Raw genomic sequence first — 18135 nt, forward strand, 5'->3', positions numbered from 1 at the left:
AGACAGCCCGCGGGACGTAAGGAGCGTCAGGCCAGCCGTTCGCCCGTGCGCGGATCGAACATGTGCAGGTGTTCGCCCTTCACGCCGAACTGCGCCGGCGCGCCGACCGTCAGGCTTGTTCCTGCCGGCAGCCGCGCGGTGACGGAGAACGCGCCGATGCGGCCGGTCGCGAACAGGTCCGCGCCGGTGGACTGGACGTTCTCGACGATCACCGGCAGGCGGGCGCCGTGCTCCGGCGGCATGTCGCCCTCCCACGGGAACAGGTGCTCGGGCCGGACGCCGAGCAGGGCGAAGGTCGCGCCGGTGCGCACGCTGGCGCCGCCCAGCGTGGTTCCGTCCTCAAGCGACAGCCCGGTCTGGTTGGCCCGCACCGGCAGCACGTTCATGCCGTAGGGTCCGAAGCCGGAGGCGGCGACGGTGGGCGGCCGCTCGTAGAGCGCCGTCGGCGCGCCCGACGCCTCGGCGCGGCCGTCCCGCAGCAGCACGGCCGCATCCGCCAGCGCGATCGCGGCGCCCGCGTCGCCGACCGCCACGACCAGCGTGGCACCGGTGGCGTCGCGCAGGGCGCGCAGCTCCGCGGCCGCCTCGCCGAGCGCGCGATCCGCGAACGGCTCGTCCGCCACGATCGCCGGCGGCCGGTGGGCGAAGGCGCGGGCGAGGGCCGTGCGGCGGAGGTGGGGGAGGGACGCGTCGCGCGCCCGCGTCGCCAGCGCGCCGCCGAGGCCGTAGCGGTCGGCGGCGTGAAGCGCGCGCGCCTCGGCCTCCGCGCGGGACAGGCCGCGCTGGCGCAGACCGGAGGCGATGGCGTCGTAGAGGTTGCGGCGGGGGGCGAAATCCGCGCCGTCGAGGCTGAGGGCCACGCCGTGGGGCAGGGGAGAGCCGAAGGAGCGGGCGGCGAAATCGCCGATCCGGACCTCGCCGCTCGCCGGCCGGGCCGCGCCCGTCAGCAGGTCGAGCGCGAGGCGTCGCGCGGCGCGGTCGCCGCCGACCAGCGCCACGATCGTCCCGGCCGGCGCCGCGAAGGACAGGCCGTTCAGCCGCCCGGCGCCGGCGACCACGTCGTCGAAGACGACGCCGCTCATCCGTAGACGATCACGCCGGCGAGGCCGGCGGCGCCCACCACGATGCGCCACCAGGCGAAGGGCGCGTAGCCGCGGCGGGAGATGAAGTCGAGCAGGCGGCGCACCACCAGGATGGCGGTGATGAAGGCGAAGACGAAGCCCACCAGCACCAGGCCCATGTCGTCCATGGAGAGGATGTTCCGGCTCTTGTAGAGGTCGTAGGCGAAGGCGCCCGCCATGGTGGGCATGGCGAGGAAGAACGAGAACTCCGCCGCCGCCCGCTTGCCGGCGCCCAGCAGCAGCGCGCCCACGATGGTGGAGCCCGAGCGGGACACGCCGGGGATCATGGCGAGGCACTGGAACAGGCCGATGGCGAGGCACAGCCACAAGGGGAAGCGGGTGGCGTCGTCGTAGCGCACGTCCGGCTCGGCCTGTCCGACCCAGCCGTGGGCGGGCCCGTCGGTGGTGCGCACCGCGTAGCGGTCGTCGGGGCGGATCATGTCCACCCACAGCAGCACCACGCCGCCCACGATCAGCGCCACGCAGATGGTGACGGGCGACTCGAACAGCACGGTCTTGATGAAGCCGTGGGCCATGGCGCCGATCACCGCCGCCGGCAGGAAGGCGATGAGCACGCCGAGCACGAAGCGGCGGGCGGAGGGGTCGGTGGGCAGCCGGCGGGCGATGTCGGTCAGCCGGCCCGCGTAGACCAGCAGGATGGCGAGGATCGCGCCGAGCTGGATCAGCACCTCGAAGGTCTTACCGGTGGAGTGGAATCCGAGGAAGTGGCCGAGCAGCAGGATGTGCCCGGTGGACGACACGGGCAGAAACTCCGTCAGCCCCTCGACGAAGCCGAGCAGCGCGGCCTGCAGCAGGCTCACCACATCCATGACGCCCGATCCCCTGAAGATGACGCCGCCGATTCGCTGTTGTCGCGCGACGACGCCGGTTCTATACGGGGTTCCCGCGTCGCGCCATCACGCGCGCGACGTTCCGGCGGCGTCCGCGGCGGGCCGGCCACACTTCGCCCCACTCCCTTGGCACACCGGGCTCCATGGCCATTCTGTATCATTACCCTCTGTGCCCGCATTCGCGTTTCGTGCGGCTCGCTCTCGGCGAATACGACCTCAAGGCCGATCTGGTGGAGGAGAAGGTCTGGGAGCGGCGCGAGCCCTTCCTGCACCTGAACCCGGCGGGAACCACGCCCGTGCTGGTGGAGGCGAGCATCCCCTCCGTGCCGGGCGCCGACGTGATCGCCGAATATCTGGACGAGACCCGCGGCCTCGCGCTTGGCGACCGCCGGCTGCTGCCGGAAGCCCCCCGCGAGCGGGTGGAGGCGCGGCGGCTCACCGCCTGGTTCAACCAGAAGTTCTTCGAGGAGGTGTCGAGCCACCTCATCCACGAGAAGGTCTACAAGCGCTTCATGCCGACCAGCCTCGGCGGCGGCGCGCCGGAGATGGCGGCCATCCGCGCGGCCCGCTCCAACATCCGCTATCATCTGAAATATGTGGGCTATCTCGCCCGGCAGCGGAACTGGCTCGCCGGCGAGCGCCTGACCTATGCGGACCTCGCCGCCGCGGCCCATCTGTCGGCGGTGGACTATCTGGGCGACGTGCCGTGGGACGAGGACGAGACCGCCAAGAGCTGGTATGCGCGGGTGAAGTCGCGGCCCTCGTTCCGTCCGCTGCTGGCGGAGACGCTGGCCGGCATGCAGCCCTCCGCCAATTACGCCAATCTGGACTTCTGACGCCGGGTCTTTCTCCCGGCTCAGGCCCGCGATGACGCCGGAGGCCCTGAAGTGCCGGATCGTGGAGCGCGCCCGCGGCTACGGCTTCGACGCGGTGGCGGTGACGACGCCCGACGCCATTCCCCACGCCGCCGCCCGGCTGGCGCAGGCGCTCGACAACGGCTGGCACGGCGACATGGCCTGGCTCGCGGACCGCGCGGACTGGCGCGGCGACCCCCGCGCGCTGTGGCCCGAGGTCCGCTCCGTCATCATGCTGGGGATGAACTACGGGCCCGAGCGCGATCCCCGCGAGACGCTGAGGCTCAAGGATCGCGCGGCGATCTCGGTCTACGCGCAGGGCGACGACTACCACGACCTGATCAAGGGCCGGCTGAAGCAGGTGGCGGCGGCGCTCGGCGCCGAAGGGGCGGGGATCAAGGTGTTCGTGGACACCGCCCCGGTGATGGAGAAGCCGCTCGCCATGGCCGCCGGCCTCGGCTGGCAGGGCAAGCACACCAACATGGTGTCGCGCGACTTCGGCTCCTGGCTGTTCCTCGGCTCCATCTTCACCACCGCCGAACTGCCGCCGGACGCGCCCGCCGGCGACCGCTGCGGCTCCTGCCGCGCCTGCCTCGACGCCTGTCCCACCGACGCCTTTCCCGCGCCCTACCAGCTCGACGCCCGCCGCTGCGTCTCCTACCTCACCATCGAGCACGCCGGGCCGATCCCGCGCGCGCTCCGGGCCGCCATCGGCAACCGCATCTACGGCTGCGACGACTGCCTCGCCGCCTGCCCGTGGAACAAGTTCGCCCAGGCCGGGCGCGAGACGCGGCTCGCCGCCCGGGACGCGCTGCAGGCGCCGCCGCTGGCCGAACTTGCGGCGCTCGACGACGCGGGTTTCCGCGCCCTGTTCGCCAAGACCGCGGTGAAGCGCATCGGCCGCGACCGCTTCGTCCGCAACGTGGCGATCGCGCTCGGCAATTCCGGCGACGCGGCGCTGGCGGACGTGGCGCAGCGCCTGACGCAGGACGCGTCCCCGCTGGTGCGGGGGGCGGCGGCATGGGCGCTGCGGCGGCTCGCGGCGCCTGCGACGCTCGCGCCTCTTGCCGAGCGGGCGCTCGCGACCGAAACCGACGAGGAGGTGCGCAGCGAATGGACCATGGCGATGAGCGGAGACGGGCGTTGAGGCGGCTGGTCGTGATCGGCTGCGGCTACACCGCCCGGCGGTTCGTGGCGCTTCACGGCGCGGGCTTCGACGCGGTGGACGTCACCGCCCGCTCCCCGGACAAGGCCGCGGCGCTGGCGGCGGACGGCCTGCGCGCCCACAGCTTCGACGGTTCGTCGCTGGCGCCCGCGCTGAAGGAGGCGCTGGAGCGCGCCACGCACCTGCTGGTCTCCGCCCCGCCGGACGATCACGGCGACCCCACGCTGCGGGCGGCGCGCGACGTGCTGCGTTCGGCGCCCGATCTCGCGTGGATCGGCTATCTCTCAACCATCGGGGTTTACGCCGACGCCGGCGGCGGCTGGGTGGACGAGGCCACGCCGCCCGAGGCCGACAGCGTCCGCGGCGCGCGGCGCATCGCGGTGGAGCGGGAGTGGCTGGCGCTGGGGCGCGACGCCGGCGTGGCGGTTCAGGTCTTCCGGCTGGCGGGCATCTACGGCCCCGGCCGCAACCAGATCGAGAACCTGAAGGCGGGGACCGCCAAGCGGCTGGTCAAGCCGGGGCAGGTGTTCAACCGCATCCATGTGGACGACATCGCCACGGCGCTCGCGGCCGGCATCGCGCGGCCGCAGGCCGGACCGATCGTCAACGTCACCGACGACGAGCCGGCGCCGCCCCAGGACGTTGTGGCCTACGCCGCGGAGCTGCTGGGCGTGCCGCCGCCGCCGGAGGCGGCGTTCGAGACCGCCGACATTTCGCCCATGGCCCGCAGCTTCTACTCGTCCAACAAGCGGGTGGCGAACCGGGCGCTGCGCGAGGCGTTCGGCGTGGCGCTCGCCTACCCCACCTACCGGGAAGGGATCGCCGCGCTCACGCGGGAGGGGTGAGGCGGCGGCGGTCCGGAAACGGGACGCGCGCCGCTCAAGCTCCCGTCATGCCCGAGCGTGTCTCGGGCATCCACGACTTGAGTGCTCAAGCTTTCGACCGAGGGAAAGTCGTAGATGCCCGCCTGCGGCGGGCATGACGGCGAACGGTCCCCGCCCGATTCGATCCTCTGAAGCGGTTCTTCAGCGGCGCTCGTCGATCAGGCGGGCCAGCGCCGCGCGGGCCTCGGCCACGCCGTCGCCGTCGCGGCTCGAGGTGGCGAGGATCACGGGATAGGCGGCGGGCCGGCGGGCGAGCGCCGCCAGCGTGTCGGCCACGCGCGCGTCCCGCTCGCCCTTCGGGACCTGATCCATCTTGGTGAGCACCACCTGATAGGAGGTGGCGGCGGCGTCCAGCAGGTCCATCACGTCGCCGTCCACCGTCTTCAGGCCGTGGCGGCCGTCGATCAGCAGGAACACCCGGGCGAGGCTGCGGCGGCCGCGCAGGTAGGTCTTCACCAGTCTTGTCCAGGCGCGCACCTGCTCCACCGGCGCCTGGGCGTAGCCGTAGCCCGGCATGTCGACCAGATAGGCCTTTCCGCCCAGATCGAAGTAGTTGAGCTGCTGGGTGCGGCCGGGGGTGTTGGAGGTCTTGGCCAGCGTCTTCCGCCCCGTCAGCGCGTTGACGAAGCTGGACTTGCCCACGTTGGAGCGCCCCGCCAGGGCGATCTCCGGCCGGTCCATGGCCGGAAGCTGCTCGAGCTTCGCCGCGCCGATGACGAAGTCGCACGGGCCGGCGAACAGCTTGCGGCCGATCTCCGGATAGGGGTCGTCGTCGGTCGGGTCGGTGGTCATGGCGGCGGAAGCCCCTGAAACGCGAAGCCCCCGCGGCCCCTTCGGGAAGGAGCGGCGAGGGCGATGTCGGGACGCGGGAGGCGCGTCAGGATTTGGCGGCGTCCGCCGGTTTCTTCCGGAACGTGTCCCGGATGTTGCCGAACAGGTCCACCTTCACCCCCTGCCGCTTCATGATGACCCACTGCTGGACGATCGACAGGAAGTTGTTCCACGTCCAGTAGATCACCAGGCCGGCCGGGAACGAGGCCAGCAGGAAGGTGAAGAACAGCGGCATCCAGTTGAAGATGATGGCCTGGGCCGGATCGGTGGGCGCCGGGTTCAGCCGCATCTGGATGAACATGGTGACGCCCATCAGCAGCGGCCACACGCCGATCAGCAGGAAGTGCGGCACGTCGTAGGGCAGCAGGCCGAACAGGTTGAACAGCGAGGTGGGGTCCGGCGCGGCGAGGTCGTGGATCCAGCCGAAGAACGGCGCATGCCGCATCTCGATGGTGACGAACAGCACCTTGTAGAGCGCGAAGAACACCGGGATCTGCACCACGATCGGCAGGCAGCCGGCCAGCGGGTTGATCTTCTCGCGCTTGTAGAGCGCCATCAGCTCCTGCTGCTGCTTCTGCTTGTCGTCCGCGAACCGGTCGCGGATGCGCATCATCTCCGGCTGCACAAGCTTCATCTTCGACATCGAGACGTAAGACTTGTTGGCCAGCGGGAAGAACAGCAGCTTTAGAAGCACCGTGACGATCAGGATCGCGATGCCGAAGTTGCCGACCATCTTGTAGAACAGGTCGAGCGCGTAGAACATCGGGCGGGTGATGAAGTGGAACCAGCCCCAGTCGATCATCAGCTCGAAGTGGCGGACGCCATATTCCTTCTCGTAGCGGTCGAGCACCGCCACCTGCTTGGCGCCGGCGAACAGGCGGCCGGTGACCTCGGCCGAGGCGCCCGGCGCCACGGTGACGGGATCGAGCAGATAGTCGGTCTGGTAGGCGCGGCCGCCGTCGTCGGTGGAGGCGAAGCGGGCGTTGAACGGCTTGTCCTGCGGCGGAATCAGCGCCGAGGCCCAGTACTTGTCGGTGACGCCGAGCCAGCCGCCGGTGGGGCGGAAGGTGCGCGCGCCCTGCTCGGCGATCTTCTTGTAGGCGATCTCCTGCAGGCCGTCCTCGCCCATCACGCCGAGCAGGCCCTCATGCAGGATGTAGTAGCCGGAGACGTGCGGCTCGCCGTGGCGGGAGATCAGCGCGTAAGGGTAGAGCGTGGCCGGCTGCCCGCCTGCGGCGTTGGCGACCTCGTCCCGGATCGTGAACAGGTAGTCCTTGTCCACCGAGACGGTGCGGCGGAAGGTCAGGCCCTGGCCGTTGTCCCAGGTGAGCGTCACCGGATTCGCAGTGGTCAGCGGACCGGAGCCCTCGGCCGTCCACACCGTGTCGGCGTTCGGCAGCGGGGTGGTCCCGCCCGGCGCGTTCACGAAGCCGAACTCGGCGTAATAGGGCTGCGGGCTGCCGAGCGGCGCGAACAGCACGATCTCCGGGCTCTTCGGGTCCACCGTCTCGCGGTAGTCCTTGAGCGTCACGTCGTCCACGCGGCCGCCCTTGAGGGCGATGGAGCCGTGCAGGCGCTCGGCGTCGATCGGGATGCGGGGGCTGTCCTGGAGCGCGCCCTCGCGGGTCCGGGCCGGACCCGCGCCTTGCGCGGCGCCGGGAGCGGCGGGCGTCGCCGCGGCGCCGGGCTGGGGGGCGCCGGCGCCCTGGGCGCTTTCGCGGCTTTCGGTCAGCTGCTGCTGCACCGCCTGCTGCTGGCGCTGGGCCTCCACCTGCGGGCGGGCGAAGAAGTACTGCCAGCCGATGAGAACCAGCGCCGACAGGGCGATCGCGAGAATGGTGTTGCGGTTGTCCATTGTCGTCCGCGGTTCAGGCGGCCCCTCGGGGCCGCGGGAGCGGGGGAGAGGCGTCGGGCGCCGCGGCGCCGACTTTCGAGGGCCGGTCGAGCCGGCCATGGGCGCGCCGCAGGGCGTCGCCCAGATCGCGCACGAGGCGCGCGAAATCCGCGTCGAGCACCGCCCGCCGCGCGATCAGAACATAGTCGCAGCCGGGACGCGCCGCCGCGGGCAGGGTGAGCCGGATGGCTTCGCGCAGGCGCCGCTTCATCCGGTTCCGCTCCACGGCGCCGCCGATCCGCTTGGTGACGGTGATTCCGACCCGCGGAAGCGCGTCGGTCTCGCCGCGGTCGCGAAGCTGCAGACCAATGAGCGGTCCGCCGATCTTCACCGCGTCCTTGGCCGCGAGAAAATCCGCGCGGCGGCGCAGGGTTTCGAGACCGGCCGCGGCGCGGGGCATGCGGTCGTCAGGCGCTGAGGCGCTTGCGGCCCTTGGCGCGGCGGGCGGCGATCACCTTGCGGCCGCCGACGGTCGCCATGCGCGCGCGGAAGCCGTGCCGGCGCTTGCGGACGAGTTTGCTGGGCTGGTAGGTGCGCTTCACGGGGTCATACTCCGGTCGCCGCGACCGCCTCGCTCCGCCCTCCGGCGTGAGCTGGCGCGGGCCCCGGCCATAAATAATGAAGCCCGCGTCTGACGCGGGCGCGGTCACGGGGCGGCTTATAAGGGCGGAGGCGTCGGAAAGTCAATCAGTCTGCGCGGCCGGCGGTTTGACGAACCGCGCGCTCGCCCCCATGATCGCGGCCCGTGTCGCGCCGCTTCGCAGCCGGGCGACCTCATCCCGAACGAGCGCTTGAACGCAAAGGGCGGCGAGGCCGCGCAGGGACCCCACCAAGGGTCGCCACTCCGACCATCACATGACGCACGACGCGATTTCACCACCTGAAAGCGGGCGGCTCGGTCTTTCCGGCAAGCTGCTGGGCCTGACCGTGGCCTTCGTCATGCTGTCGGAAGTGCTGATCTACGTGCCGTCGATCGCGAATTTCCGCCTCAACTTCATCGACGACCAGATCAACCGCGCCCGCACCGCGGCGCTGGCGCTCGACGCCGCGCCGGAGGGCGCGGTGGAGGAGGCGCTGGCGCGCCGGCTGCTGCAGAGCGTGGGCGCCAAGGCGCTGGCGCTCAAGACGGGCGAGGCGCGTCGCCTGCTCGCGGTGTCCGACATCCCTCACGAGGTGGACATCACCATCGACCGGCGGGAGGACACGGGCGCCTCGGCGGTGGCCGACGCGCTCGACACGCTGCTGAACGGGCGCGGGCGGCTGGCCCGCGTGGTGGCGGAGGTGCCGAACCAGGCCGACTTCATCGAGATCGTGGTGGACGAGACCGAGCTGCGGCAGGCCATGCTCACCTTCTCGGGCACGGTCTTGATGCTGTCGGCGCTGATCTCGATCCTCACCGCGGCGCTGGTCTATGTGGCGCTGGACCGGATCATCGTGCGCCCGGTGCGCCGCCTCACCGCCACCATGGTGGCCTTCGCCGCGGCGCCGGAGGACGCGAGCCGCATCGTCACGGTCTCCGGCCGCGCCGACGAGATCGGCGTCGCGGAGTTCGAACTGGCGCGGATGCAGACCGAGATCCACGACCAGCTGCAGCAGAAGTCGCGTCTCGCGGCCCTCGGGCTCGCGGTCAGCAAGATCAACCACGACCTGCGCAACCTGCTGGCCTCGGCCCAGCTCATGTCGGACCGGCTCGGGACCGTCGCCGATCCCACCGTGCAGAAGCTCGCGCCCAAGCTGATCGCGACGCTGGACCGGGCCATCGCCTTCTGCCAGTCGACCCTGTCCTATGGCCGGGCGCAGGAGCGGCCGCCGGCGCGCCGCCGCACGGCGCTCGCCGACGTGGTGGAGGACGTGCGCGCCGCGCTGGGTCTGGAGCCGAACGGGCCGATCGGCTTCACGGCGGCGGTGGAGCGCGGCCTGACGCTCGACGCCGATCCGGAGCAGATGTTCCGGATTCTGCTCAACCTCGGCCGCAACGCGGTGCAGGCGTTCGAGAGCCGCGGCGCGCCCGATCCGGATCGGGACCACATCCGCATCTCCGGCCGGCGCGAGGGTTCGGTGGCGGTGATCGAGGTGTCGGACACCGGTCCCGGACTGCCCCGCAAGGCGCGCGAGCACATGTTCGAGCCGTTCCAGGGCTCCACCCGCACCGGCGGCTCGGGCCTCGGCCTCGCCATCGCGGCGGAGCTGGTGCGGGCCCATGGCGGCGCGATCGCGCTGGTGGACGGCGCGATCGGCGCCACCTTCCGCATCACGGTGCCGGACCGGCCGATCGACCTGCAGGCCCACGCCCGCCGCCGCGCCAGCGCCTGACGGCGCCCGCGCGGGACGACGGGCGGGAGGGGATCAGCGGAAGAGCCTCACTTCGTGGTGTAGCCGCCGTTGACCAGGATGGTCTGGCCCGTCATCCACCAGCCCTCGGAAACGAGGAAGCGGATCCACGGCACGATGTCCTCGATGTGGGTCAGGCCGGTCGGGGTGGAGGGGGACAGCGCCGCCGCGGTCTTGTGATAGGCCACCGCCTCCGGGCCTTCGGCCGGATAGAAGAACGGCGTGTCCATGGGGCCGGGGCCGATCGCCGTCACCGAAATCCCCCGGGCGCCGAACTCCTTGGAGGCGGCGCGCGTGTAATGCTCCACCGGCGCCTTGGTCCCGGCGTAGGCCGCGTAGAACGGCGTGTAGGCGCCGAGCAGCGAGGTCACCAGCGTGCAGATCCTGCCGTTGTCGCTGACCGCCTTGCCGGCCTCCTTCAGGAAGAAGAACGCCGACTTGGAGTTGACGGCGCTCATCTCGTCGAACTCCGCCTCGCTGATCTCGACCATGGGCTTCTTCAGCACCTTGCCCACGGTGTTCACCGCGATGTCGATCGAGCCCATGGTGATCTTCGCGTCGGCGAACAGGGTCTCCATCGCGCCCGCCGTGGTCAGATCGGCCCGGAAGGCGAAGCCCTCGGCGCCCGCCTTCTGGATCGCGGCGACGGTGGCGTCCGCCTGCGCCGCGGCGGAGGCGCTGTTGTAGTGGATCGCCACCGCCTTGGCGCCGTGGCGGGCGAGGTCGACGGCGAGCAGACCGCCGAGATTCTTGGCGCCGCCGGCGATGAGAACGGTTTTGCCCGTGATGGAATGATCGGTCATGCGCGCAGGTCTCCAAACGGCGGCGCGGATGCGCCAGCCCTTTCGGAGACGACAATATTGTCCTCGCCCGATTGATAAACGCCGCCAATCTGACGTCATATGTCGGAAATGGCGAACAATCGGACGGGTGGCTATGGACCGCATCGACCTGTTCCGCATCTTCGCCCGGGTGGTGGAGTGCTCGAGCTTCACCAAGGCCGCGCACGGTCTCGGCCTGCCGCGCTCCTCGGTCTCGGCGGCGGTGAGCGAACTCGAGGCGCGCGTCGGCGCGCGCCTGCTCCACCGCACCACCCGCAAGGTCGCGCCGACGCAGGACGGCGGCGCGTTCTACGAGCGCTGCCTGCGCCTCGTGGCCGATGTGGAGGAGGCGGAGACCCTGTTCCGGCGGAGCGCCTCGCGCCCGTCGGGCGTGCTGAAGGTGGACATGCCCGGGCGGATCGGCCGGCTGATCGTCGCGCCGGCGCTGCCGGACTTCCTCGACCGCTATCCGGACATGGAGATCCATCTCGGGGTGACCGACCGCGCCGTGGACCTGATCGAGGACGCGGTGGACGCCGCGCTGCGGGTCGGCCCGCTGGACGATTCCGGCCTGATCGCACGTCCCATCGGGGCGCTGCCGTTCATCAACGTGGCGAGCCCGTCCTATCTGGTGCGGCATGGCGCGCCCGCCCATCCCGACGACCTCGACGGCCATCTGGCGGTGAACTACGCCTCGCCCTCCACGGGCCGCGTGGAGCCCTGGGAGTGGGTCGAGCGCGGGGCGCGCCGCGCTCGGCCGATGCCTGGGCGGGTCACGGTCAACAGCGCCGAGGCCTACATCGCCTGCTGCCTCGCGGGTCTCGGCCTGATCCAGATTCCCGCCTACGACGTGCGGGCGCATCTGGAGGCGGGCGAGCTGGTGGAGGTCATGCCCGGCCACCGCGCCGAGCCCGCGCCCATGACGCTGCTCTACCCCAACCGCCGGCACCTCTCCCGCCGGCTGTCGGTGTTCGCCGACTGGCTGGAGGCGCTGCTGCGGGAGGCGGCGTTCAGATGAGTCCGGCCGCGCCCTCGTCGCGAAGGGGCGGCGGCCGCGCTCCGCGACCGACTTTCCGATCTGCCGCCACGGAGTTGCGCCGCCTGCGCCACGATTGAGCCATTTTTTGCTTTCCCTCGCGGGTTCGGGTGTTATCGTGTGAGTCGTGGCGGGTCCCGGCCGATCGGGCCTCCGCGTGTGTGTTTGAGCGGGCGGTTCGTATGAGTGCAGACAGGCCGCGGAGCGGGGCTCCGAACGAGCGTGACGCGACGGACGCGCTGTCTGACACTCTTCCGCTCGACCTCTACGAGATGTCGGGCGTCATCAAGTGGTTCGACGTGGCCAAGGGCTACGGCTTCATCGTGCCGGACGACGGCGGCCCGGACATCCTTCTGCACGTCACCTGCATGCGCCGCGACGGGTTCCACTCCGCCGCCGAGGGCGCGCGCATCGTGTGCGAGGTGCAGCGCCGGTCCCGGGGCGCGCAGGCGTTCCGCGTGCTGTCGTTGGACGAGAGCACGGCGCGCCATCCGGGCGAGCTGCCGGCGCCCCGCACCCATGTGAACGTCACGCCCACCAGCGCGCTGGAGCTGGTGGAGGTGAAGTGGTTCAATCGCCTGCGCGGCTTCGGCTTCCTCACCCGCGGCGACGGCTCCCCGGACATCTTCGTCCATATGGAGACCCTGCGCCGCTACGGCATCATGGAGCTGAAGCCGGGGCAGAAGGTGCATGTTCGCTACGGCCCCGGCCCCAAGGGGCTGATGGCGGCCGAGGTGCGCCCCGAAGGCGCCGGCGGCGGTCCTTCCGCCCATTGACTTGCGGCCCCGCGCGGGCCGACAAACGGCGCATGCTCACCCTGTCGCGCGCGTTCCGAACCCTGATCTTCGCCCTGCTGGCGCTCGTCGCGGCGGGGGCGTCCGTGGTCGCTGGCGGATCGAAGCTGGAGCCGCTGACGTTCCACACCGCCGCCGGTCCCCGCGCCGTGCAGGTGGAGGTGGCGGACACGCCCGAACGCCGGCAGGTGGGCCTGATGTACCGCCGCGCGCTCGCGCCCGATCACGGCATGCTGTTCGACTTCGGCGCGCCGCAGCCCGTCGCCATGTGGATGAAGAACACCTACCTGTCGCTGGACATGGTGTTCGTGACCGACAAGGGCCTCGTGCACCGCGTGGAGCGTGGGGCCGAACCGCTGTCCGAGGCCATCATCGACAGCGGCGCGCCGGTGCGCTTCGTGGTGGAGCTCGCCGCCGGCGAGGCGGACGCTCTCGGCCTGAAGCCCGGCGACCGGGTGTCCCAGCGCCTGATCGACGCCGCGGCCGGGCGCTGAGCCCGGTCGCGCGCTCCGGGCGAGGCGACGGGCGCCGCGCCCGTTCAGCCGTTCGCCGCGTCCGTGTCCTGCCGCTCCACCAGCGCCACCAGTTTCTCGATCCGCTCCGCGCGCTCCGTCAGCTTCTGAGCGGCCATGCGCAGCAGGATCTGCAGCATGGGCTTCGGCGTGCCGTCGAGATCGTCGGCGGTCGCGAGCAGGCGGTCGGACAGGCTGTCGCTCATGGGGTAAGGCCATCGCATGAAGGAGGAGGGCGCGTGCGGCCCGGTCGGAGCCGGGCGCGGTGGCGCACCATAGGCGGGCGCGGCGGATTCGTCGATGAGCACAGCCTCCCCGAGGTCAGGCGACGCGCATCTCCGCCGCCCCGATCCGCCCATGCGGACCATGGGGTCTGGCGGAAAGCGGCGCGACGCGGAGCTGGACGGCGCGTTTCATGTTCTCCCGCTTGCGACGTGCGCGCAAAATGCCCATAACCCGAAGCGGACGTTGGTCGCGGGGCGTAGCTCAGCCTGGTAGAGCGCCTGCTTTGGGAGCAATCGTTCTTTCGCACTGCTGACATCTCATTCTCCTTCACTTTTCAGATGCTTAGGCTGATCTCCATCAGCCGGTGAGGTGGGCTGTCCGGTGCTATTCCGGGACAGCCCGAAACTGCCCATGCCCGCGCGGAGGTCGTCGTCGAGCATGTGCGCGTAGCGCACGGTGGACGCGATGTCGGAGTGGCCGAGCATCCGCTGGACGAGCTTGAGATCGCGCGTGGCGCGGAGGGCGCGGCTCGCGGTGTCGTGGCGCGTGTCGTGGAAACGGAAGTCCTCGACCCCCGCGACCGTCCTGGCGGTCTCATGGATGCGGCGGATCGAGTTGTAGACGATCGGCGCCCGCATGCCGGCCTTCGGGCCACGCTGGATGATGTAGGTGAACACGTAGGGCAGCGGGCTCTTCTTCATCTCTTCGACGAAGACGGCGCGGAGCGCGGGCGTGAACGGAATGAAGTGCTCGCGGGGCTCCTCGCCGCGCTTGCGCTTCAGGAGGATCGTGAAGCCCTCCCGATCGAGGTCCACCGCCGACTTCTTCAGCCCGCACAACGCGGCCTTGCGGGCGCCGCAGAGCATGTAGACCGCCAGGATGGGCTTGTAGTCGTCACGGATGGCGGCGAGGTACGCCTCGCGTTCCCGGTCGCTCAGGATGCGCTCGCGCTTCTTCTCGGCGAGGAGCATGTCGCGCCAGGGGAGATCGATCTCGACAGGGATTTTCCAATGGATCTTCGCGCGCCTCAGCAGGCGTCGCGCCAGTTGGGTGATCTGCCGGTTGACGGTCGCGTTGGAGACGAGCCCCTTCTCGACCGGCCCCTCCTTGGTCTGGATGACGACGCGCTCTGCGGAGCGCCTGCGGGCGGCGTCGGCGATCATCTCGCCCGTCACGCTGGTGAGCTGGCGCCCGCCGCCGATTAGGCGGCAGAGGTGCACCAGCCCGGCGCCGGTGTCGTCCGCGCTCGGCTGGTGCTTGATCTCGTCCAGATAGCGGAAGGCGGCTTCGTCCAGAGTGAGGTGGTGGATCAGCTTCCCGGTCGCTGCTTGCTCGCGGAGCTTTTGTTCGACCCTCTGTGCTGCTGAACGAGTTTTTTGGCCGCTGCTGCCGTGAAAGCGATGACTTTCCCCGGTCGGCGTTTTGACGGTGAAGTCGTAGTGGAAGAAGTCCGACTTGAACGAGCCGTCGGGGCGCTTCGGTCGGTAGACGGACATGGATCGGCCCTCACAAACTCTTCGATGTCTTCGCGAGCGTAGCCCCGCCAGGAGGTGCCGCGGAGCCGGTAGCGAATACGGCCGGCGTCGCCATGGGCCCTCAAGGTCTTGTCGCTCATCTTCAGCACCGCCGCGGCGGCGGGGTGCGAGATGATCCAGTCCGACGCGAACAGTTCGTCGAGACGGGCGGAGAGAGCGGCAGGGACCAGGCCCATGAGCGGTCAGCCCTCGCGCTGCTTCTTCACGCGCTCCAGTTCGGAGCGGGTGACGTACCAGTTGGCGGGACGGCCGGCGGCCTTGGTCTCGACCTTGATCTCGCCGCGGGCGCGCATCCGGCTCACCGTTTTTTCGCTCACAGCGAGCAGGCCCGCGATGCGGCCACGGCCGCGGATGACGCCGGGGGCGGTCATCACGTGTTCGCAGCCTGGCGGAGCTGGGTCATGAGGGCCGAGACCTCATCGGGGGCGCTCTTCAACCAAAGGTTCATCGCGATGCGGCCGACCATCACTCCGATGGGGACGATTACCGAGGTGTCGCCATCAGCCTCATCGATTTTGCCGTCGGTGATCAGATGATTGTTGATGTGTCCATCATGATCGTAGGTGAATCGAATGATTGCGCTATGATGATGCTCGCCACCAAGGATGTGTTCGCGCGTCCACTCCGCATACAAGTGGACTAAATCTTTCATGCCTTCCGATTTATCAGGCGAAAATACGTTAAATCGTGCAAAGCGATCCTGAAGAAGATTGTAGACAAGGTGGTATCCCGTGTATGTCACGTTGCTCCGCACATCTCCGGCGGGAGTTCGCAGCGCGAGTGCCTGCCCTCGCGAAACCCTTGTTTTCAGTGTGTTGGGCTTGATCGCGAGGAGTGTCGCAGCCTCGGCGCCGCTGGCGGCAGCCTTGTGCCAGTGATCGGCTAGCCATTTCAAAGAGGGAGAGAAGAGAGGGTCGACCATCGTGGGCTCCATAAGCTGAGCCTACAATTGGTTTCAATGAACCTTTATGTCAAGTCGCTGAGCCTACACGTGGAGGCGTGCCAACTTCCACCCCCGCCGCCCGCGCGTAGACGAGCGAGCGACGGATGAGGTAGCGCGCCGCGGCGAGGTGGAGGCGGGCGAGCAGGAGGCGGGCGATGGTCATGACGCCGTCTCCGTCACCAAGTCTTTCAAGACCAGGAGGGCGAGCCGCATATCCGTGGTGGGCTGCCGATCGACGAATTCAGCAAGGTCACCGTCATAGATGTTGAGCACCGCGAGCGCCCTGATCACTGCGTTTTCCCGCGTGATCGGCAGGGCTTCGATCTCATCGTAGGCGGCGCGCTCGGCGAGGGCGAGGCGGTCCCATTCCTCCTCGCTGGCGTGGCCGCTCCTGGCGTTGAGCGATGCGGACCATGCCGCCAGGCGCTCCAGTTCAGCGCGCAGTCGCGAGTGTCGATCCGCCGGCGCGGAAGCAAGGGCAGCGCTACCGGCAAGCGGAGACGCCGCCGCGATCGAAAGGAAGCCGCGCCGGTTCATGCCCAGGCCTCCGCGCTGGTGTTGATGGTCCGCTCCACCGTCACGCCGCAAAAGCTGGGCTCGTAATCGCCGTTGCGCTCGCCGGGGTCGTCCTCCTCCGCGTCATCCTCGCGCGCGCCGCCATTGAAGGTGAAGCCGCGTCCGGCGGTCTCGCACGATGTGGTCTCGCCCTCGTCGTCCACCGCGCCCCCGTCCTCATCCACGGCCTCTGCGAAGTCCTCCATGTCCGGGTCCCCGTCCGCCTCGTCGAGCCGGGCGATCAGCATCGCGATCAGGCGCTCCATGTCCTCCCGCGCGCGGGCGTATTCGGCCGCCTCGATCTGGGCGCGCTCGCGGAGAGCGTCTAGCGCTACACGGTGCCGGCGCAGGGCCGCGCAGGCGAGCGCGACACGGCCGAAGGCGGCGGGATGTTCGATATGGGCCGTGGCGGTAGACATGGCTCCGCCGTTGGCCGGCACGGGGTGGTGCGGCATGGTTCATTGCTCCGAAGTGACTTGCCTGATACAATTAGAACAATGGCTCACTGTTCTAATTAGGTCAATAGGCTTGGCTCGCCCCGAACAACTCCGTGCCGCGCGCGCGCTCCTCGGACTATCTCAACCCGAGGTGGCCGAAAGAGCGAACGTGTCTTCTATGACGGTGAAGCGTGCCGAAGGTTCTGGAAAACCTCCCGCATCTGCCGAGGCTATGGCCGCCATCCGCGCTGCCCTCGAAGCCGCCGGCGTGATCTTCGTGGATGAGAACGGAGAGGGGCCTGGGGTGCGGCTGAGGAAGGGGAAATGACATGTTCGACACGCTGTCGAAGATCGCTGAACTAGAAAAATCTCTTCGTGCGGATGCCAATATCGAAGATGCAAAGAAGTGGTGGTCACTGGTAGAATCAATTAATTACAGCCTAGACTTCGACAGCAGGCAGTCGAAGGACGAAAGGCGACTGATGGAGCAGTTGCGTGGTTCGGTATCAAGCGCCATCCGACAGATCCGTGAACAGTGGCCATCGCCAAACGTGTCTTCAGTGCTGGTTGCGTCCGGCGCGCTGAAGGCCAGCATTGAGCGCCGCACTACCGGGATAGATGGCTGGCCGATGCGGAAATAGACGGTCGCGGGACGGGATTGAGGACGATTAGATGAGTGGATATTATGTACTTCATTTGGCAAGTGTTGGGATGGACGGGAAGATATCTCCATTGCCGGATATGAAGTTTGTTACAAAATCAGATGCTCTATCTTACCTGAAGAATTTAGTGAGATTTAGTTCAGCGACAGTATTCATTGAGAATGAAGGAGTGTTTCAAGTTAATCAGGGAGGGGGTGATATCACTCGATACTCATTTGGGTGGGGGGAGCGCGAGAGCGTATATGCCGAGGAATGGGGCATTGAGCTGGCGGGCGCCGAGGTGCGGGACGCGCTTTCTCCGTCCGACAGGTCGGCAGGGTAGCCCATGGATCGGCTTGAGTACCAGCGGCAGCAAACCGAACATAGCTCAGCGACACGTGATGTCGTCTTTAATTTCATCGAAGGCGTCGGTATACTTGCCCTTCTTCTCTTTATGCACAAGAAAACAGGAAGCTATATCCCTCTTGTTTTTTATGGCATTGGCTTTGCGTTCCTCGCGCAATACACACTAAACAATATTCTTTATCTAATATATTTGGCTCTTGAGCGCATTTTCAACAGTCGCGGTCATGGAAAGATACACACCATTGTATATTGGTTTTTATTCTGTGTGCTATCCATTTCCCTAAACAACATAATCGACAGGTTTGTTGATGTGATGATCAGGCAGTTCGACTGACGCCC

General features: G+C 68.8%; 23 protein-coding genes. 10 read left to right on the forward strand and 13 right to left on the reverse strand.

All coding sequences use genetic code 11. The features are described from left to right. Positions 1–26 precede the first annotated feature (26 nt). Together PKE85_RS09735 and PKE85_RS09740 are read right to left on the reverse strand one after the other, a co-directional pair. Positions 27–1082 carry an ATP-binding cassette domain-containing protein gene (locus PKE85_RS09735; protein ID WP_271204551.1) on the reverse strand — a complete coding sequence of 352 codons (1056 nt, stop codon included), beginning with the start codon at positions 1080–1082 and terminating at the stop codon, positions 27–29. Beyond that, positions 1079–1951 carry an undecaprenyl-diphosphate phosphatase gene (locus tag PKE85_RS09740; protein ID WP_271204552.1) on the reverse strand — a complete coding sequence of 291 codons (873 nt, stop codon included), beginning with the start codon at positions 1949–1951 and terminating at the stop codon, positions 1079–1081. The genes PKE85_RS09735 and PKE85_RS09740 overlap by 4 nt, the downstream gene beginning before the upstream one ends. Before the next feature lie 164 nt (positions 1952–2115). On the opposite strand from PKE85_RS09740, the gene PKE85_RS09745 reads away from it, so the two are divergent. From PKE85_RS09745 to PKE85_RS09755, 3 genes are read left to right on the forward strand one after another with little or no spacing between them, the layout of a single operon-like run. Continuing rightward, positions 2116–2808: a glutathione S-transferase family protein gene (locus PKE85_RS09745; protein ID WP_271204553.1), complete on the forward strand. Its 693-nt coding sequence runs from the start codon at positions 2116–2118 to the stop codon at positions 2806–2808. A 31-nt stretch (positions 2809–2839) separates the two neighbouring features. Beyond that, a complete protein-coding gene (gene queG, locus PKE85_RS09750; RefSeq protein ID WP_271204554.1) occupies positions 2840–3973 on the forward strand; it encodes a tRNA epoxyqueuosine(34) reductase QueG in 1134 nt (377 codons plus the stop codon). Beyond that, positions 3970–4836 carry an SDR family oxidoreductase gene (locus PKE85_RS09755; protein ID WP_271204555.1) on the forward strand — a complete coding sequence of 289 codons (867 nt, stop codon included), beginning with the start codon at positions 3970–3972 and terminating at the stop codon, positions 4834–4836. The genes queG and PKE85_RS09755 overlap by 4 nt, the downstream gene beginning before the upstream one ends. A gap of 180 nt (positions 4837–5016) precedes the next feature. Here the strand turns inward: PKE85_RS09755 and yihA are convergent, their stop codons facing one another. The 4 genes from yihA to rpmH form a co-directional block, all read right to left on the reverse strand. Continuing rightward, positions 5017–5667 carry a ribosome biogenesis GTP-binding protein YihA/YsxC gene (gene yihA, locus PKE85_RS09760; protein ID WP_271204556.1) on the reverse strand — a complete coding sequence of 217 codons (651 nt, stop codon included), beginning with the start codon at positions 5665–5667 and terminating at the stop codon, positions 5017–5019. Positions 5668–5752: 85 nt separating this feature from the next. Then, the gene (gene yidC, locus PKE85_RS09765; RefSeq protein WP_271204557.1) at positions 5753–7561 is read right to left on the reverse strand and encodes a membrane protein insertase YidC; all 1809 of its coding nucleotides are present in this window, start codon (positions 7559–7561) and stop codon (positions 5753–5755) included. Between the two features lie 13 nt (positions 7562–7574). Then, the gene (gene rnpA / locus PKE85_RS09770; RefSeq protein ID WP_271204558.1) at positions 7575–8000 is read right to left on the reverse strand and encodes a ribonuclease P protein component; all 426 of its coding nucleotides are present in this window, start codon (positions 7998–8000) and stop codon (positions 7575–7577) included. 7 nt (positions 8001–8007) lie between these two features. Beyond that, positions 8008–8142, reverse strand: a complete 135-nt coding sequence (gene rpmH / locus PKE85_RS09775) for a 50S ribosomal protein L34 (RefSeq protein ID WP_020179492.1) — start codon at positions 8140–8142, stop codon at positions 8008–8010. Positions 8143–8455: 313 nt separating this feature from the next. Here rpmH and PKE85_RS09780 point away from each other — a divergent pair, with 313 nt between their 5' ends. Further along, positions 8456–9913: a sensor histidine kinase gene (locus tag PKE85_RS09780; protein WP_271204559.1), complete on the forward strand. Its 1458-nt coding sequence runs from the start codon at positions 8456–8458 to the stop codon at positions 9911–9913. Positions 9914–9960: 47 nt separating this feature from the next. Here the strand turns inward: PKE85_RS09780 and PKE85_RS09785 are convergent, their stop codons facing one another. Continuing rightward, positions 9961–10734 (reverse strand): SDR family oxidoreductase, encoded by a 774-nt coding sequence (locus tag PKE85_RS09785; RefSeq protein WP_271204560.1) that lies wholly within the window; start codon positions 10732–10734, stop codon positions 9961–9963. Positions 10735–10867: 133 nt separating this feature from the next. Between PKE85_RS09785 and PKE85_RS09790 the strand changes: the two genes are divergently transcribed. The 3 genes from PKE85_RS09790 to PKE85_RS09800 all read left to right on the forward strand — a co-directional run bounded on the left by PKE85_RS09790 (position 10868) and on the right by PKE85_RS09800 (position 13076). Beyond that, on the forward strand, positions 10868–11770 hold the full coding sequence (locus PKE85_RS09790) for a LysR family transcriptional regulator (protein WP_271204561.1): 903 nt from the start codon (positions 10868–10870) through the stop codon (positions 11768–11770). Positions 11771–11970: 200 nt separating this feature from the next. Continuing rightward, a complete protein-coding gene (locus tag PKE85_RS09795; protein ID WP_271204562.1) occupies positions 11971–12564 on the forward strand; it encodes a cold-shock protein in 594 nt (197 codons plus the stop codon). 32 nt (positions 12565–12596) lie between these two features. Continuing rightward, positions 12597–13076, forward strand: coding sequence for a DUF192 domain-containing protein (locus tag PKE85_RS09800; protein WP_271204563.1), 480 nt, complete (start codon positions 12597–12599; stop codon positions 13074–13076). Positions 13077–13120: 44 nt separating this feature from the next. On the opposite strand, the gene PKE85_RS09805 is transcribed toward PKE85_RS09800, so the two are convergent. From PKE85_RS09805 to PKE85_RS09830, 6 genes are all read right to left on the reverse strand, one after another. After that, complete coding sequence (locus PKE85_RS09805; protein WP_271204564.1) at positions 13121–13300, reverse strand: hypothetical protein; 180 nt, start codon at positions 13298–13300, stop codon at positions 13121–13123. Positions 13301–13636: 336 nt separating this feature from the next. Beyond that, positions 13637–14815, reverse strand: a complete 1179-nt coding sequence (locus tag PKE85_RS09810) for a tyrosine-type recombinase/integrase (RefSeq protein ID WP_271204565.1) — start codon at positions 14813–14815, stop codon at positions 13637–13639. Between the two features lie 221 nt (positions 14816–15036). Continuing rightward, on the reverse strand, positions 15037–15225 hold the full coding sequence (locus PKE85_RS09815) for a helix-turn-helix domain-containing protein (protein WP_271204981.1): 189 nt from the start codon (positions 15223–15225) through the stop codon (positions 15037–15039). Continuing rightward, positions 15225–15776 (reverse strand): hypothetical protein, encoded by a 552-nt coding sequence (locus PKE85_RS09820; protein ID WP_271204566.1) that lies wholly within the window; start codon positions 15774–15776, stop codon positions 15225–15227. The genes PKE85_RS09815 and PKE85_RS09820 overlap by 1 nt, the downstream gene beginning before the upstream one ends. Positions 15777–15956: 180 nt before the next feature. After that, positions 15957–16334 carry a hypothetical protein gene (locus PKE85_RS09825; protein WP_271204567.1) on the reverse strand — a complete coding sequence of 126 codons (378 nt, stop codon included), beginning with the start codon at positions 16332–16334 and terminating at the stop codon, positions 15957–15959. Continuing rightward, positions 16331–16807, reverse strand: a complete 477-nt coding sequence (locus PKE85_RS09830) for a hypothetical protein (protein WP_271204568.1) — start codon at positions 16805–16807, stop codon at positions 16331–16333. Before PKE85_RS09830 ends, PKE85_RS09825 begins: the two co-directional genes overlap by 4 nt. Positions 16808–16880: 73 nt before the next feature. On the opposite strand from PKE85_RS09830, the gene PKE85_RS17700 reads away from it, so the two are divergent. The 3 genes from PKE85_RS17700 to PKE85_RS09845 all read left to right on the forward strand — a co-directional run bounded on the left by PKE85_RS17700 (position 16881) and on the right by PKE85_RS09845 (position 18130). Beyond that, a complete protein-coding gene (locus tag PKE85_RS17700) occupies positions 16881–17117 on the forward strand; it encodes a helix-turn-helix domain-containing protein (protein WP_271204569.1) in 237 nt (78 codons plus the stop codon). Between the two features lies 1 nt (position 17118). Then, positions 17119–17430: a hypothetical protein gene (locus PKE85_RS09840; protein WP_271204570.1), complete on the forward strand. Its 312-nt coding sequence runs from the start codon at positions 17119–17121 to the stop codon at positions 17428–17430. Positions 17431–17776: 346 nt separating this feature from the next. Then, positions 17777–18130, forward strand: a complete 354-nt coding sequence (locus PKE85_RS09845) for a hypothetical protein (RefSeq protein WP_271204571.1) — start codon at positions 17777–17779, stop codon at positions 18128–18130. Positions 18131–18135 lie beyond the last annotated feature (5 nt).

The organism is Methylopila jiangsuensis (genome assembly GCF_027922305.1).
GTDB lineage: Bacteria > Pseudomonadota > Alphaproteobacteria > Rhizobiales > Methylopilaceae > Methylopila > Methylopila jiangsuensis.